Source organism: Neobacillus sp. NPDC058068 (assembly GCF_042885335.1).
GTDB lineage: Bacteria > Bacillota > Bacilli > Bacillales > Cytobacillaceae > Neobacillus.
In genome coordinates this window covers 30,978-46,569 of sequence record NZ_JBHVSI010000009.1, presented here as the reverse complement: position 1 = coordinate 46,569, position 15,592 = coordinate 30,978, and the positions used below count along the sequence as shown (strand labels likewise).

At 40.1% G+C, this 15,592-nt stretch carries 16 protein-coding genes; 7 read left to right on the top strand and 9 right to left on the bottom strand.

Features of this window, described 5'->3' with window-relative positions:
* Positions 1–73 precede the first annotated feature (73 nt).
* Positions 74–1,156: a branched-chain amino acid aminotransferase gene (locus ACFVSW_RS12110; protein ID WP_387316153.1), complete on the top strand. Its 1,083-nt coding sequence runs from the start codon at positions 74–76 to the stop codon at positions 1,154–1,156.
* Between the two features lie 138 nt (positions 1,157–1,294).
* Here the strand turns inward: ACFVSW_RS12110 and ACFVSW_RS12105 are convergent, their stop codons facing one another.
* A complete protein-coding gene (locus ACFVSW_RS12105; RefSeq protein WP_387316151.1) occupies positions 1,295–1,933 on the bottom strand; it encodes a hypothetical protein in 639 nt (212 codons plus the stop codon).
* Between the two features lie 416 nt (positions 1,934–2,349).
* Here ACFVSW_RS12105 and ACFVSW_RS12100 point away from each other — a divergent pair, with 416 nt between their 5' ends.
* Positions 2,350–2,940, top strand: coding sequence for a guanylate kinase (locus tag ACFVSW_RS12100; RefSeq protein WP_387316149.1), 591 nt, complete (start codon positions 2,350–2,352; stop codon positions 2,938–2,940).
* 61 nt (positions 2,941–3,001) lie between these two features.
* Here the strand turns inward: ACFVSW_RS12100 and ACFVSW_RS12095 are convergent, their stop codons facing one another.
* The 4 genes from ACFVSW_RS12095 to ACFVSW_RS12080 form a co-directional block, all read right to left on the bottom strand.
* Complete coding sequence (locus tag ACFVSW_RS12095; RefSeq protein WP_387316147.1) at positions 3,002–3,583, bottom strand: hypothetical protein; 582 nt, start codon at positions 3,581–3,583, stop codon at positions 3,002–3,004.
* Between the two features lie 81 nt (positions 3,584–3,664).
* Positions 3,665–4,711, bottom strand: a complete 1,047-nt coding sequence (locus ACFVSW_RS12090) for a sensor histidine kinase (RefSeq protein ID WP_387316145.1) — start codon at positions 4,709–4,711, stop codon at positions 3,665–3,667.
* On the bottom strand, positions 4,708–5,382 hold the full coding sequence (locus tag ACFVSW_RS12085) for a response regulator transcription factor (RefSeq protein WP_387316143.1): 675 nt from the start codon (positions 5,380–5,382) through the stop codon (positions 4,708–4,710). The genes ACFVSW_RS12090 and ACFVSW_RS12085 overlap by 4 nt, the downstream gene beginning before the upstream one ends.
* Positions 5,383–5,607: 225 nt before the next feature.
* Complete coding sequence (locus ACFVSW_RS12080) at positions 5,608–6,417, bottom strand: VOC family protein (protein WP_387316141.1); 810 nt, start codon at positions 6,415–6,417, stop codon at positions 5,608–5,610.
* A 174-nt stretch (positions 6,418–6,591) separates the two neighbouring features.
* Here ACFVSW_RS12080 and ACFVSW_RS12075 point away from each other — a divergent pair, with 174 nt between their 5' ends.
* Positions 6,592–7,557, top strand: coding sequence for a LacI family DNA-binding transcriptional regulator (locus ACFVSW_RS12075; protein ID WP_387316140.1), 966 nt, complete (start codon positions 6,592–6,594; stop codon positions 7,555–7,557).
* A gap of 156 nt (positions 7,558–7,713) precedes the next feature.
* Here the strand turns inward: ACFVSW_RS12075 and ACFVSW_RS12070 are convergent, their stop codons facing one another.
* Positions 7,714–7,863 (bottom strand): hypothetical protein, encoded by a 150-nt coding sequence (locus ACFVSW_RS12070; RefSeq protein WP_387316138.1) that lies wholly within the window; start codon positions 7,861–7,863, stop codon positions 7,714–7,716.
* A 151-nt stretch (positions 7,864–8,014) separates the two neighbouring features.
* Between ACFVSW_RS12070 and ACFVSW_RS12065 the strand changes: the two genes are divergently transcribed.
* Together ACFVSW_RS12065 and ACFVSW_RS12060 are read left to right on the top strand one after the other, a co-directional pair.
* On the top strand, positions 8,015–8,203 hold the full coding sequence (locus tag ACFVSW_RS12065; protein WP_024029890.1) for a hypothetical protein: 189 nt from the start codon (positions 8,015–8,017) through the stop codon (positions 8,201–8,203).
* A 321-nt stretch (positions 8,204–8,524) separates the two neighbouring features.
* Positions 8,525–10,561, top strand: coding sequence for a Na+/H+ antiporter (locus ACFVSW_RS12060; RefSeq protein WP_387316136.1), 2,037 nt, complete (start codon positions 8,525–8,527; stop codon positions 10,559–10,561).
* A 313-nt stretch (positions 10,562–10,874) separates the two neighbouring features.
* On the opposite strand, the gene ACFVSW_RS12055 is transcribed toward ACFVSW_RS12060, so the two are convergent.
* The 3 genes from ACFVSW_RS12055 to ACFVSW_RS12045 all read right to left on the bottom strand — a co-directional run bounded on the left by ACFVSW_RS12055 (position 10,875) and on the right by ACFVSW_RS12045 (position 13,597).
* The gene (locus tag ACFVSW_RS12055; protein WP_387316134.1) at positions 10,875–11,840 is read right to left on the bottom strand and encodes a quinone oxidoreductase family protein; all 966 of its coding nucleotides are present in this window, start codon (positions 11,838–11,840) and stop codon (positions 10,875–10,877) included.
* A gap of 168 nt (positions 11,841–12,008) precedes the next feature.
* Entirely contained in the window at positions 12,009–12,602 is a 594-nt protein-coding gene (locus tag ACFVSW_RS12050; RefSeq protein ID WP_387316132.1) for a TetR/AcrR family transcriptional regulator, read from the bottom strand.
* 74 nt (positions 12,603–12,676) lie between these two features.
* On the bottom strand, positions 12,677–13,597 hold the full coding sequence (locus tag ACFVSW_RS12045; protein WP_387316130.1) for an SDR family oxidoreductase: 921 nt from the start codon (positions 13,595–13,597) through the stop codon (positions 12,677–12,679).
* Positions 13,598–13,802: 205 nt separating this feature from the next.
* On the opposite strand from ACFVSW_RS12045, the gene ACFVSW_RS12040 reads away from it, so the two are divergent.
* A complete protein-coding gene (locus ACFVSW_RS12040) occupies positions 13,803–14,498 on the top strand; it encodes a response regulator transcription factor (protein WP_024029894.1) in 696 nt (231 codons plus the stop codon).
* Positions 14,491–15,495, top strand: a complete 1,005-nt coding sequence (locus ACFVSW_RS12035) for a sensor histidine kinase (protein WP_387316128.1) — start codon at positions 14,491–14,493, stop codon at positions 15,493–15,495. Before ACFVSW_RS12040 ends, ACFVSW_RS12035 begins: the two co-directional genes overlap by 8 nt.
* The last annotated feature ends 97 nt before the right edge of the window (positions 15,496–15,592 follow it).

Sequence of the window (15,592 nt, the reverse complement as noted above, 5' to 3'; positions counted from 1 at the left end):
AATGTAAGTTTTTAAATTGAATTTTAGCTGAACATGGCGTAGTCTAATTAGAAAATGGAAATGAGGTGTCATCATGCAACAAGAAATTGCTTTTATTCAAAGAGATGTATTAAAGGAAAAACCTGATACCGTTTCACTTGGTTTTGGGAAGTATTACAGCGATTACATGTTTGTGATGGATTATCATGTCGAAAACGGTTGGTATGATCCGCGGATTATTCCTTATGCACCATTAACGCTTGACCCGGCCGCAATGGTTTTTCACTATGGACAAGCCATTTTTGAAGGGTTAAAGGCCTATAAGGCAGCGGATGGGACGATTCAACTTTTCCGTCCTGAAAAAAACATGAAACGACTAAATGATTCATGCGACAGATTGTGTATTCCACAAATTGATGAGAGTTTCTTATTACGTGCAATTAAACAATTAATTTTTACGGAAAAAGATTGGATTCCAGAAGGTGAAGGGACATCCCTTTACATTCGTCCATTTATTTTCTCGACGGAACCCTATCTCGGCGTCCGTCCTGCAAACCAATATAAACTCCTTGTCATCCTTTCGCCTTCAGGAGCCTATTATGGCGACCAATTAAGCCCTGTTAAAATTTATGTAGAAGAGCAATATGTTCGGGCTGTTATTGGCGGAGTTGGCCATGTGAAGACCTCCGGCAATTATGCCGCCAGCATGAAGGCACAAGAAAAGGCCGAGGCAAATGGATTCGCCCAAATTCTCTGGCTTGATGCAAAAGAGAATAAGTATGTGGAAGAAGTCGGCAGTATGAATATTTTCTTCAAGATTAATGGTGAAGTGGTAACACCAAAATTGAATGGCAGTATTTTACCAGGTGTTACACGTGATTCAGTTATTGAATTATTAAAATACTGGAATATACCTGTTCACGAAGCGAAAATTTCAATTGAAGAGATTATTGCCGCACATGAGCGCGGAGAACTTGAGGAAGTCTTCGGCGCAGGAACAGCTGCCGTTATTTCACCCGTTGGCGAATTAAATTGGAATGAGCGCTCAATCACAATTAATGATAATAAAATTGGCCAGCTGTCACAGCGTATCTATGAAGAAATGACTGGAATACAGCTGGGAAAAAAAGCGGACCCATTTAACTGGACAGTTAAAGTCGCCCCGGTTGAGGTTTAAAAGAAAGGGCATTCGCGTTATGGTTTGAAATCTTGCGAAAAGATCAAGTTGAAATAGAATGCTAAACCCCGTTCAAAAATTTTGAACGGGGTTTAGCATTTTTTCATAAAATTTCCATACGATAGATTAAATTATCATCTATTCCGGAATAATAATCTTCAATTCCCCATCATGGTTAGTTATCTCAATCACCTTGTCAGCAAACAAATAAGGCGTATCAAATCGATCTTGCTTTTTGAGATTCAGATAACTATTATTGGTGGTCAGGACAGGGAAAACTGCATTAGTCTTTTTGAAAACATTTTGATAAACCTCTATTTCTGCCATCAAGATAATCTGTTTATTAGAAATGGCAAAAAAGAGTTTCCCAATCTCCCTGCCATCATCGGTGATGTTAATCTGCTGCAGAATGGAAATAAGGCAGGTAACAAAATCATTCAACTTCTCATTCGTTAAACCTTTTAACTGCCATTTCTCTAAAGCCTTGTTAATGCCATTCTTCAATTCTTTGAAGGAAAATACATCTTCAATCCTAAGAGCCGTGTTCGTTTTCCCGAGACTCTCAAACTTTTTCCTCGTTTCAAAAAGATAGTCCTTGATAAAACCTTGATACTCTTCCCGCTGCACAACTAAATCTGTTAGCTCATTGATGCAGCGAATCTCTTTACTCCGATTCAGGATTAATTGTAAAAAGGCATAGATATCCTTCTCATCAAAGGTATTTTCATTCAACTTACCATAGTAATAATTCAGTAACGATAACTCTTTTGTATCCATTGGTCTGCTCCTAGATGTCATATTCTTGTCAATCCTATTATACATACCTTTAATGAGACTTCTTAATAAAATTACTTGGAGAGCGGAATCCTAGATTTAATTGATGTACATTTTTGGCCGCTTAAGACATGTTTCCGCTCACTTATTACCTATTTTTCAGAACTTACGACATTCGCTGGATATTAATTGGAAATCATTCAAATTTGAGTGACTATATTTATGAGTTTCCTCCAATTATTCACAATACTCTCCCATTTCTTTTTTAACCAAATTACGGAGGGCAAATGATGTCGCAATTCGCCTTCCACTTAGTGACAACGTTTTGATATAATAATAGTAACCCACCCCCACTTCTAGTCAAAGTCCCCACTGATTAGGGTCATTTCTTGTTTTTATCAAAAAAAGGAGGCTCCACTATGTATCAAATCAAAGGAAAAGAAAAGATATTCGTTTACACAGGTCCTGATGGCTCAGGAAGAAAAACCATCGCTAAAATGGTCGCTACCGCATTCGATATGGAAACCGTTCTCTCTTACACTACTCGTTCCCCCCGACATTATGAAAAAAATGGTGAAGACTACCACTTTGTTAATGAAGATACCTTCAAACATATGCAGGGACAACAGGAATTTCTAGAGAGTGTCGAAATCGATGGAATTCATTATGGAATTCGCGAACAAGATATTGTTAAAGCATTTGAAAATCATGACCTTGTCTATTTGACCTTAAATCCCGAAGGTACTGAAAAGTTGAAAAAGATGTATGGTGATAGCGTCGTGCGTTTATTTATTTATTCCGACCGTGATACGGTAATCCAAAGACACCAGAACCGTCAAGACAGTGAAGAAGTTATCGAGCGGCATATGTCCCATTATGACGAAATTATGAGCTATAAAAACAGCTGTGAATATGTATTTGAAAATTTTGATTCCCCACAAGCTGCTTATCAAATTAGTGAATTAATCGAAACCTTTTTGGACAGAAATCTTACTGTAACTGATTATTAAAGAAAAAGGTGCCTGACACCCTATGTGTTTTAACACATAGGGTGTCAGGCACCAAAAATTTTTAAAAAGTGGCGTGAATCATGAATAAAACTAGAAATCCGATAGCAAGCTTCAAATGCCATTTATTATCTTTTTTCTTGAATCGCTTTAGTCCCATGAAAAGGAGAAATAGTAACAGTATAATAGACAAAATTCCCGTTATATTTGTAAAGTCCCATTTAAACCCTCTCATGATGGCCAAATACCCGTGTAGCAATACAATTCCAGTAGCTGCGAGTGCAAAGGGCACATGCCACTTTCTGACCAACTTAGCGATAAACTGGATGAACCCTTTTAACTGAAAACCTCTCCATTGGATTGTCTTCAGACCTTTCCATTTCACTAAAAGAAAAACAGGATAAATGGCTAAAACGGCAAAATAAATTATTCTTGAAATGGATCCAAATTGCTTTAGAAATTCTTTATAGTGTTTGTATTCTTGCATTATTAGCTGCTGATGATTTAGCGAAATGACTACAATCCCAATGAAAAAAAAACAAATCATGAGGATGAAGCATGTAAGGATGGTCCTTCGTTCTTTTGGATTAGGAATATAGCTGGCTAAAAAGCGAGTTTTTTGGCTTGCATTCTGCATTGATTTCATTCCTCAAATCCCCTAGTGTTTTGATCTCCTTCTTTTAGTATAGCCCTTCCATATTAAAATCTTCTTAAAATTTCCTAAAAATTAATCGTTAGGCGGGATTGTTATCGTAAAAGTGGTTCCTTCCCCTTCTTCACTTTCAACAAAAATAGTCCCCTCATGCAGATCAATAATTTTTTTCACGATGGAGAGCCCTAATCCACTGCCGCCTTTTGAACGTTCTCTCGCCTTATCTGCTTTATAGAAGCGTTCAAATACATGGATTTGTTCATTTTTAGGAATGCCGATGCCCGAATCGGATATTTTTACAATCGCTTTATTCTCAATTTGCTGTAGATGAATTCGAATTTTTCCATGCTTCGGAGTAAATTTAATACTGTTATGAATCATATTCGTCCATACTTGATTCATTAACTCCTCATCTCCGACCATCACAACCTTCGCTAGAGATACGTCCATTTCAATTTCCTTTTCCACCCACTGTACTTCACAGGCCAAAATAATCGTTCTTATTTGCTTGTCTAGCCGATAGCTCTTTTGTTCAAAAGGATGATTGCTTGATTCAAGTGAGGTCAATTTCAGGAGGTTATCGCTTAATTTGGATAACCGTTTACTTTCTGTTTCAATGATACTGAGAAAGTGGGACCTCTCCTCCTGGCTGAGCTGATCATATTGTAAAGCGCGCGCAAAACCGCTAATGGATGTAAGCGGTGATTGAATTTCATGCGAAACATTTGAAATAAACTCCTGCCGCATATCCTCCATTTGCTTTAATTGTTTTGCCATATGATTAATATGATCAATTAAAGTTTTAAAGGGATCTACTTTTCTCAGTGGTTCCACCTGCACATTAAAGTCGCCGCTTGCAATTCTCTTTAGCGCATCAATGACTTCTTGAAAATGATGGATCTGTTTGGAACGGTTGTTTTTAGCGATGATAAACCCAACACCGCCAAAGATAAAAAAGCCAAGAATAGTCGTGATCAAATGCTGAAGATAATTGAATGGCTGAAAATGGAACAAGGAAAATAAATAGGAAACAAGAAAATAAGCCGCTGAAAAACTAACGGTAATCATCACTAAGAAGAAGAAAAACCCAAATAAATGGCGTAAAGATTTTCTTTCCTTCACGGTTTCACCTCAAGTCGGTAACCTAGCCCCCAAATCGTTTTGATACGAAAAGGGAATACTGTTTCCGAAAATCGCTCTCTCAGCCTCTTAATATGCACATCCACTGTTCGTTCGTCCCCTTCATAATCATAACCCCATATATCTTCAATTAACTGCTCGCGAGAAAAGGTTTTGCCCTGATAACTAGCCAATTTGAACAACAGCTCGAATTCTTTCAAGGGAATCGTGTATTCTCGCTGCTGAAAAGAAATTTCATGGCTTTTGCGATTTAATTTGAATTCCCCTATTTCAATGGTCTGTGACGCCGTAATTTTATACCGTTTAAGCAGCGCTTTGACCCGCGCCACTAATTCAATCGGGTCAAATGGTTTTACCAGATAATCGTCAGCACCCAGTTCAAATCCCTTCACCTTTTGGGCTGTTTCTCCCTTAGCTGTTAACATTAAGATTGGAAGATCACTGTACTCCCGTAGCTCTCGGCATAGCTCCCAACCATCCATGTTTGGCATCATAATATCGATAATGACAAGATCCATCTTCACTTTTTCCATTAGGCTTAATGCCTTTATTCCATCTGATGCTTGATAAAGCTCAAACCCTTCCTTCTTTAGAAAAAGGAGGACAAGCTCGCGGATATTGGCATCATCATCAACAATTAACAATTTCGCCATCGCTCCTCATTCCCTTCAAACAATTCTTCCATCGGAAAATTCCGCTCTTTAAATTCACTTTCCATCCATAATACCAAAAGCATTATACAAAGAATATATGAATTGAATATGAACGTTCTTCAGTGGATGATGCACAGAAAAGGGGATTGGTTTTTAAACCAATCCCCTTTTCTTCGTTTTGAAATTAATCGTAATCAAAACTATTACAACCCATTTTAATCGGACTTATTGAAATCTCCAAAGGCCATTCAGCATTTCAAAAAGGCGGTTTTGACCTGTTCCTGTGAGGTTTATTAAAAAGGGTGTTTCTCCTTTTTCTTTTAGAACCTTCGCAGCAAGGCCCTCTCCTACAGGTGTACAAAACAACAGCGTTACGCCGGGTAATTCTAGTTTTCTACATCGCGCATTGATGGTTAAATCGACAAACTCCTCACTTCGTTTTAGGTTGAATAAATTCCCCCATTTTATGATTGCTTCCTCTAAGTTATGGACAACATATCCGACACTTTCGAACTTTGGATTTCCCGTGTGTGAGTTTATCAATCCTTGCTCCTCTAAATCTAAAATCCTTTGCTCATCCGGCTTTTCCCATTGGATAAAGAATGGCAGAGTTAGCTCGCTATCCCCGTTTTCAGGGAAAAGCAGCGACCAACTGATTACCTGCCCATCTGCTCGAACACGCTCGCCCGGGAGTGGCCCATAAACTGTATATCCTTCTGCTTTAAGCTTTACTGCTAATTGTTCAATACCATCTGTTCGAATAGCAATCCTCGCAGGACCTTCCCGATCCCGTTTGGAAAGCTGCTCCACGATTTGAGTAATCAGCCGGTTCTCCTCTTGTTTCGCAGCGATTGATTGATTTTCAATTCCCAAAAACTCAATATAGCTTAAACCAAAGTAAGACAACGAATTATAGGTTCCCCAAGATTCATGCCGCCCTCCGTTCGCAGCATGGATTCCCCTTTGTTTTAACAAGGGAATGGCATCCTCAGGTTTCTTCAAAAAACAGACTAGGTGGTCAAAGGAAAATTGCATTTTGTTCTCCTTTCTCAATCTTGTTCACTAATATCCATTATTTCATTATTATACCAAAATCCGCTTATGTGTGCCTGACTCTAGGTACGTTAATCCTTAAACACACCTGGGGTTCAGGCACCCTTTTTGTACTATAATAAACTTAAGATAATTTTTTATAAAAAAGGTGATGGTATGACCAACATTAGAGATTTAGCGAAGATGGCGGGTGTTTCGGTAACTACGGTCTCCCGTGTGTTAAATAATCATCCATATGTGAGTGCGGACAAAAGAAACGCGATATTAGTAGCCATTAAGCAAAGTAATTACCAGCCAAATATTAATGCCGTCCACTTAAGCATGGGAAAAACATTCCTTGTGGGTGTCGTTGTTCCCTTCATCGATCATCCTTATTTTGCGTTGTTAATGAAAGGGATGGCCACTGAAGCATTGGAAAACAACTATAAGCTGGTCTTGTTCCAGACCAACTACTTGGAAACGAGAGAAATAGAAGCGTTACAAATGCTAAAGCAAAAGCAGATTGATGCATTAATTATCTGTTCGCGAACAAGCAGCTGGCCGACAATCGAAGCTTATTTGCCTTATGGTCCGATTATTCTTTGTGAAGATACAAGAGGAAAAAAAGTGTCCTCCACCTTTGTAGACCACTATAAGAGTTTCATGTTTGCACTAGAATACTTATATCAAAAGGGTCATCGGCAAATCGGTTATTGTATTGGCAGGATTTCAGGTACGAATAGTAAACAAAGAGAAATGGCTTTTAAGAATTTTGTAACAAACTATCAGTTAGCCTATGAGCCTGCCTACATTTTTGAGCACTGCCGCCATTTTGAGGACGGGGAACAAGTAATCGAGCTGGTCGGGCAAATGGCTAATCCGCCATCTGCCCTGCTGGTGACAAGTGACGAGGTAGCTGCCGGAATCGTGACCTGTGCACAAAATCGGAATATCTCGATACCGGGTGACCTCGCGCTAATTGGGTTCAATAATCAGCCGATCTCGAAGATGATGAATATTACAACCATTGAAATCCCGCTTGTCGATATAGGAAGGAAATTATTTCTACAAGCTATAGACACAGACGAAGAAGCTGCCTATCAAGAAATACCCGTTCAATTAATTGAACGTGAAACAGTCTAAGAAATATTCCTTGGGTGCCTGACACCCGTTAGGAAATCCTTCTCGACTTGGGGTTGAATGAATCCCAAGTCTTATTTTTTTCCAAGTCTCCCCCATCCTCCTAAACCAACAACTTTCATCAAATCCCTTGACCTGAAACGCGTTTCATAAAATATGCTAGGTTGGTAAGATGACACAACAGCCAGTCGGCGTGATCCGCGACTCGCAGAGCGTAACGGCTGTGTTGTGTCTTAAAGGAGAATTAGAAAATGGATAAACCAATCGTGGTTTTTGATATTGATGGAACGCTGCCCCAGATTTCATCACTACATCCTCTCCTAACGATGGGATCCTAAACGGGCTTATACAGGTTAGATTTTTGGAGAATCCAAAACAGCATATAAATCACGTCTGGCATAATACCAGCTTAACGCAAATATGATTAAGATAAGAATCCTAATGAGGGGGTTGTTATCGAATGATAATTTTTAATAAAATCGCTTTATTTTTTGTTGTTTTATATTCTTTCACGATTATTGTAAATACTTATTTAGGGGAAAACGAACGGGTACAATCCAATGTCATTTACTTTTTATTGAATGGGTTTGCCTATATTGTATCGGCAATGGAAGTGGAAAAAGAAAAGCAGCTCGTAATTGAATCATAATTTCAGCTCTAGGTTCAATCATGTTTCTACCATTTATAGTTTGTTTTGCTTTTACACATTCGCTTTTAGTAACCTCAGGAGAACAGTGCCAATCACTGTTCGCCTGAGGTTACAGCTATTGTTAGAGATACCGATTTCTACCTTCAATTTTTTTACTCCTTCCTGACTTTATGTTAAAATTTTTCTTATGACAATAATATGGTTCATCACTTTGTTCAAAAATCGTGATGCTTCCAACAATGGAGAAATCCGCTACAGGAATTCTATACTCCCCCCCCACATACGGTTATTTCACACTACATAGATTAGAGGAGACACGCGATGGAATTTTTTCTACTTATACTACTACTGCTCGCAATCATCGGATTGTCTAGTTTTATCAACCATTTTTCGCCATACATACCCGTGCCGCTTATACAAATTGCACTCGGAGTTTTGCTTGCATCACTCCCGTTAGGCATTCATATCCCGATGGATCCGGAATTGTTCTTCGTCCTATTTATTGCTCCGCTACTATTTCATGATGGAAAAAATGTTTCACGGCAGGCGTTATGGAAATTGCGTAAACCGATTTTATTTCTTGCGCTTGGACTTGTGTTTGTCACCGTATTCGCAATTGGATACTTAATTCATTGGCTGATACCGTCCATTCCATTACCGGCAGCTTTTGCATTAGCCGCCATTCTTTCACCGACGGATGTCGTTGCCGTAGGAGCCATTTCAAGCAGGGTAAAGATCCCAAAAACAATTATGCATATTCTTGAAGGGGAAGGGCTGATGAACGATGCCTCTGGTTTGGTTGCGTTTAAATTTGCTGTAGCCGCTACCGTGACCGGCGTTTTTTCATTAGCAGAAGCGAGCTGGAGCTTTTTAGTTATCGCCATTGGCGGCTTGGCTGGTGGTGCCATTCTTGCCATCCTTATTATTCGATTGAAAATTTTTATTCGAAGACTAGGCATGGAAGATGTAACGATTCACATGCTCATCCAGATCCTCACGCCTTTCGTCATCTTTTATATTATTGAGCATTTTCACCTTTCCGGTATCTTATCGGTTGTCGCAGCAGGAATTGTCCATGCGATCTATCGGGATCGGGATCAATCCCCTGCAATGCAGCTGCAAGTCGTTTCCCAAAGTACATGGACAGTACTCATCTACTTATTAAATGGGTTAGTGTTTGTGTTGCTAGGATTGCAGGTACCTAGTGTTACAAATGAAATTTTTAAAGATCCGCTGTTTAATAATTGGGAAGTGAGCAAATATATTATCATTATTACCGCCGCATTATTATTCCTTCGCTTCGTATGGATTTGTACAGCATGGTGGTGGGGATGGCAGCTTAAGAAGCAGCTCGAGAAGCCTTCTATAAAAAACATTGGTATCATTACGATTTCTGGTGTCAGAGGGGCTGTCACACTAGCCGGTGCCTTCACCATTCCATTTGTACTTGCAGATGGAAGTCCATTTCCTGCACGTGCGTTAATTATCTTTATTGCCGCAGGGGTTATCTTGGTCACACTGATTGTTGCGAGCATTGTCTTGCCAATTCTTGCACGGTCAGAAAAAGGAAACACGGAAGAGTTGAAAGAGGAAATGGAACGGGCTGCTTTGATCCGAACAACTGATGCTGCTATTAAGGCAATCCGAGAACTGATGAATGATGATAATCATGGAGCCGCCGTGTCGGTCATCGCAACATACAACCAAATTCGAAATCGCCTTATCAATGCAAGCGACGAATACTCTGACCAGCTGAAATTAGTGGCAACGGAGATTCGTATGAAGGCCCTTGAAGCGGAAGCCCAATACGTTGAAAACTTGAAAAAGACAGGACAGATTGACCGTGAAACAATGTATGTTACAGATGAACATATCCAGCGTATGAGGCTCGCCGTAACAAATCGGATGCAATATCGGAGATTGTTCTTTTGGTCATTGATTAAAAGAAGTCTGTATATGTTGTTCCAGCTTTTTAGCCGACAAAACGAGAAACGGCTTCAAATTCGTAAGGAAAAATCGAAAAAGCTCATTCAACTAAAAGTTAACATGGCTAAGGCGGCCATACAATATTTGAAGGAACAAATAACTCCTGAAAATGAACATATCTATTTGGTCATAATCGGAGAATATAATGAAATGATCATGAAATTTAAGCTTGCGAAAAAAGGCGTCGATAAAAGTCATTACACACAAATACAACGGGAACTTCGTGTTAAAGCATTCCAAGCAGAACGAAATGAAGTCCAGAACTTGTTCGAAGAAGGCGTAATTACAATCGATATCATCCGCAAAATTCGTAAGCAGATTAATATCAGAGAAGCGTATTGGATGGAAGAAACTAGTGTGCATTCGCATTAAACGAATGGTAAATTCAAACCTTTTTCTGACGAATCCCCATGGGATATATTGGTGATAAGATTTTTTCTTAAAAAATGATAATATACTTAACAAACAGGGCGAACAGTGCCAGTCACTGTTCGCCTCTTTCTTTTCCCTTTGGCTGTGTTAAAAGTGAATGTTGATTTCCGTTCCAGGCGGGCGGTGAGCCTCCTCGGCGCTAAAGCGCCTGCGGGGTCTCACCTGTCCCGCTGCTCCCGCAGGAGTCTCGCGCCTTCCACTCCAATCAACATTGTGCTCAAAATCAACAATGTTCTTTAACACAGCCTTCCCTTTAAGGAACTAATAGAATCTTCCCGGTGCTCTTGCGGCTTTCTAGAAAACGGTGTGCTTCATGGCCATCTCGCAGAGCAAATATCGCTGGCTCGGATATCCTTACTTTTCCTGCTTCCATCCAGCTGAACAGCTCGGCTGCCCGGGTTACCCGTTCTTGACGTGATGTAAGAACATTCCAGAGATCCCCGCCAGTAAGCGTTTTTGATGTGTCCATTAACATTCTTGGGTCGACCGGAATAGGGTCTCCACCTGCCATTCCAAAAAATACAACCGTTCCACCGATGCGTGTTGCTGCAAAACTGTCTTGAAGTGTCGAACCTACTGAGTCATAGACTACATCGACCCCATTTCCATTCGTTTCTTGATGCACTTTTTGCACCCAGTTATCCTTATACAAGAAAACCTGATCCGCTCCGGCTTTCTTGGCCGCGGCTGCTTTTTCTATAGAGGAAGTTAAACCAATTACCTTGCCACCTAGTAGCTTTACTATTTGAATAAGAAGTTGTCCGACACCGCCGGCCGCCGCATGAACTAATACACTGTCATCTTTTTTCACCGCATAACTATCCTTCGTTAAATAATGCGCCGTCAGCCCTTGCAGCAATACAGATGCAGCCTCCGTAAAGGTGGTTTCAGCCGGGACAGGGATGGCTTTTTCAAAAGGAACTGCCACTAGCTCTGAATTCGCATATGGTACATCGGCAAATGCAATCCGGTCACCCACGCTAATTTCTTGGACATTTGCTCCTGTCTTTTCGACGATTCCTGCTCCTTCATATCCCAAAATATAGGGCGGCTTGCCTGCCAGATGATAATTCCCTTTCCTTCTATATATATCTGCAAAATTCAAACCAATTGCTTTCATCCTTACCTGAATTTCATCCGGTCCGATAACCGGATCCGCGATATCAACATATTCCAATACTTCCGGGCCTCCGAATGTATTAAACACTAATGCTTTCAATTGTATGACCTCATCCTTACTAATAATTTTTTGGTACTCTTTTATTTAATAGAATTGGGCTAGGAAACGCAAATCACAACCTCGAAAATAGGGTTGTATATTTCGATCTTGATTACGATTAAATCACTGTTTGCCCCAAAATTTTAAGCTGCCACTACCAACAACTTCTTATTTCGTTAATATTTTCATTAAGATATCAACATCTTCGCTCCAATTTTTCCCTTCAGTTTGTTTTTCCTGCAGCATAAGACCGGTAATTACGGACATGTAGCAGAATAATAGCTTATATGGGTCACCTTCGCAAAATTCACCCAGTTTCTGACCTTTGATGAATAGTGGAATTAGTTGTTCCATCCAAGCTTTAGCTGAATAGTGTTCGATTATTTGCTTCGCCTTCGCAGGAACCTCATCCGAAACACTAGCATGCTGAATCAGCAAGAAGGGATATTTATTACTGTCATCAAAGATATTTTGGGTAAGGGTTTTGATTTGTTCCAACGGTGTTCCCGGTAACTGCTGGACATGCTGAAAAGCGGCATTTGCCTCTTCCATTGCCTCCTGAATGAGGGTAATAAATAGCTCTTCTTTTGATTTAAAGTATCGATAGGATAGGCCCTGACTGATTCCTGCCTCAGCCGCAATCATGCTCATTTTCGTTCCGACAATTCCTCGATGAGCAAATACCTTTAAGGCCGCCTTTTTAATCTGATCAATTCGTTGCTGGTGGATTTGATCCAGCTTTTGTTCATTTGATGGTGCCATTTCATTTTCACTCTCCATTATCTGGATATCATTAAGGAGTATATCATATTTTTAAACTGCTCTCGACAATGAGCCTACAGGTCGACGGTATCTGTGAGCTGCGTCTGTTGTTTACTAACCTTCCAGAGCAGATTTGCTGCTTTCAAATCCCGAGCAGGTTCAGACGGGAATTCTACCTTTTTGTCGGCATAGTATTGACCGGTTTGATTGCTGATTTCATCGGTCTCAGCGAGCCAAATTAATGTTTCTGCTCCCTTTTCTGGGCTTCGTGAAAACAGCTTCATCACTGCCATCGTTGCCTTTGCTAATCTACTGTTATTTTGATTGAAATTTGTGGCCACCAGCCCTGGGTCAAAGCAATAAGACGTAACACCGGTCCCTTCAAGCCTTTTTCCTAGTTCCGCGGTAAACAAAATGTTCGCCAGCTTCGACTGCCCATACCTTAAGGTCGGACCACCCATAAGCTTCTTTAGTGGTCTATAAAGCTGTTCAGCCCCCATGTCGTTAAAGTCGATTCCCTTCTTCGCCATCTTATGACCGTGGGATGCGGTAGTAATGATCCGCGCCGGGGCACTTTCCTTCAAGCGGTTAAGCAGAAGCATAGTAAGCAGAAATGGTCCAACATGATTGACAGCCCACGTCATTTCAAGTCCATCGTCGGTCAATTGATGGTTCTCAAACAGTGCACCGGCATTATTAACAAGGACATCAATTCTAGAGCACCTTTCTAATATTTCGGCAGCCACCCGGCGGATCGATTGCTGTGAACCCATGTCTGCCAAAAATACATCTACTTTTCGGCTCCCCCCCGATGATTCTTTAATCTGTTTTGCTATCTCATTTGCTTTTGCTTCATTACGAGCGACAATTCCAATGTTTGCCCTGCGAGCTGCAATTTCCTTTACGGCAGCAAGCCCTATCCCGCTGGTTGCACCTGTGATAATCACATATTTTCCACTTAAATCCCACTTAGAGGCTGTCATCATTTTTTTCATGGTTTAAAGCTCCCCTTTTCACATTTTATAGAATGAACCGTTCATTCATTTTATTATATGTGGAATTGATAAATAATGACAACATTTTTTTATTTATTGTTTAATTTAGTACGACACATTTTTTTACAATGACCACCTCTCTAGCACAGAAACAGGATATATTATACAATTATTTATAATGAAGCAAAAAAGTGTGGTGATTCCCTTGTTTAAACTGTTGTTGATTGAAGATGATGTAACATTATTTAATGAAATAAAGGATCGGTTAATCGGCTGGTCTTATGATGTGTATGGGATTACTGATTTTAACAAGGTTATGGAGGAATTTACGGCGATTAAGCCGGATTTAGTGATCATTGATATTCAATTGCCGAAATTTGATGGCTTTCATTGGTGCCGGATGATCCGCTCCCATTCGAACATTCCGATTCTCTTTCTATCCTCACGTGACCATCCGACAGACATGGTGATGTCGATGCAGCTTGGTGCGGACGACTTTATTCAAAAGCCGTTTCATTTTGATGTGCTGATTGCGAAAATACAAGCGACTCTCCGCCGTGTTTATAATTACAATACCGAGCAAATCACCCTTAAAACATGGTGCGGAGCAACAGTAGATTATGAAAAAAATACTGTCAGTCATGCTGCTGGAACAGTTGAACTTACAAAAAATGAAACATTTATCTTAAAGAAGCTCATTGAGCAAAAAAATAAGATTGTCAGCCGCGAAGACTTAATTAAAAGCCTGTGGGATGATGAGCGCTTTGTTAGTGATAATACCTTAACGGTCAATGTCAATCGGCTGCGAAAAAGATTGGACGAACTTGGTTTAGGCCGTTTCATTGAAACAAAGGTTGGACAGGGTTACATTGCAATAGAAGAGGCAAATGGCTATGATTAAGCAATATTTAGTCGAAAAGCGCAGTTGGATTTTTCTATTTTTAGTTATTCAGGCACTTATTCTTTTTATAGCTTACCTAGATACGGCGCTTCCCTTGATGCCATTCTTCTACATTGTCTTCCTTTCAACGCTTGTTTTTTGTATCTTTTTGTTTTTCCGCTATCATAAGGAAACAAAATTCTACAAAAGTATAGCGCAATGGGAGAACAATCTTGATTTAACCACTATAGCGGCGCCTGAAAGCCCGTTTGAAAAAATAATTGAACAACGCATTATCAACCAAACCGAGCTGCTTAAAAAAGAGGCTTCCGAAAATCTGCTGATGCTTGAACAGGAGAAGGATGACCTCTTAGCCTGGATTCATGAAGTCAAGACACCATTGACAGCGTTGCATTTAATGATTGACCGCTTAGACGATGAACGGATGCGCGCCCAATTAACACATGAATGGTTAAGAATTCACCTGCTGCTTGACCAACAGCTTCATCAAAGACGCATCCCTTTTATGGAAAATGATTTATACATAGAAGAAACCGATTTAAAGGCGCTCCTTTTTAAAGAGATTAAAACATTACAATCGTGGTGTATGCAAAAAGGGATTGGCTTTGAGGTTGAATTAGAGGCAGCAACCGTGCTTTCTGATGCCAAGTGGCTTGCCTTTATCATCAGGCAGCTGCTGACAAATGCAGTGAAATACAGTGAATCATCAGATATCATCATTAAAAGCTATCAACACGATGGTCGTACAGTCCTTGAAGTAAGCGATTGTGGCCGCGGTATCGATCCAAAGGACTTGCCGCGTATCTTTGAGAAGGGCTTTACCTCGACAACGTCTCATCACGATAATGCTGCAACAGGGATGGGGTTGTATTTAACGAAACGAATCACCAAGCCGCTATTAATCCATATAGATGTCTACTCAAAACTTGAAGAAGGAACCACTTTTACGTTAACCTTTCCAAAACGTAATGAATTCGTCGATATTGCAGGCATGTGACAACAATGTCACATGCTTTTCTGATTTGTTCGCTCAATCGAAGGATTGAATTCATCGGGCTATTTATAATAAAGATATCGAATTAAGGGAGCGTGTT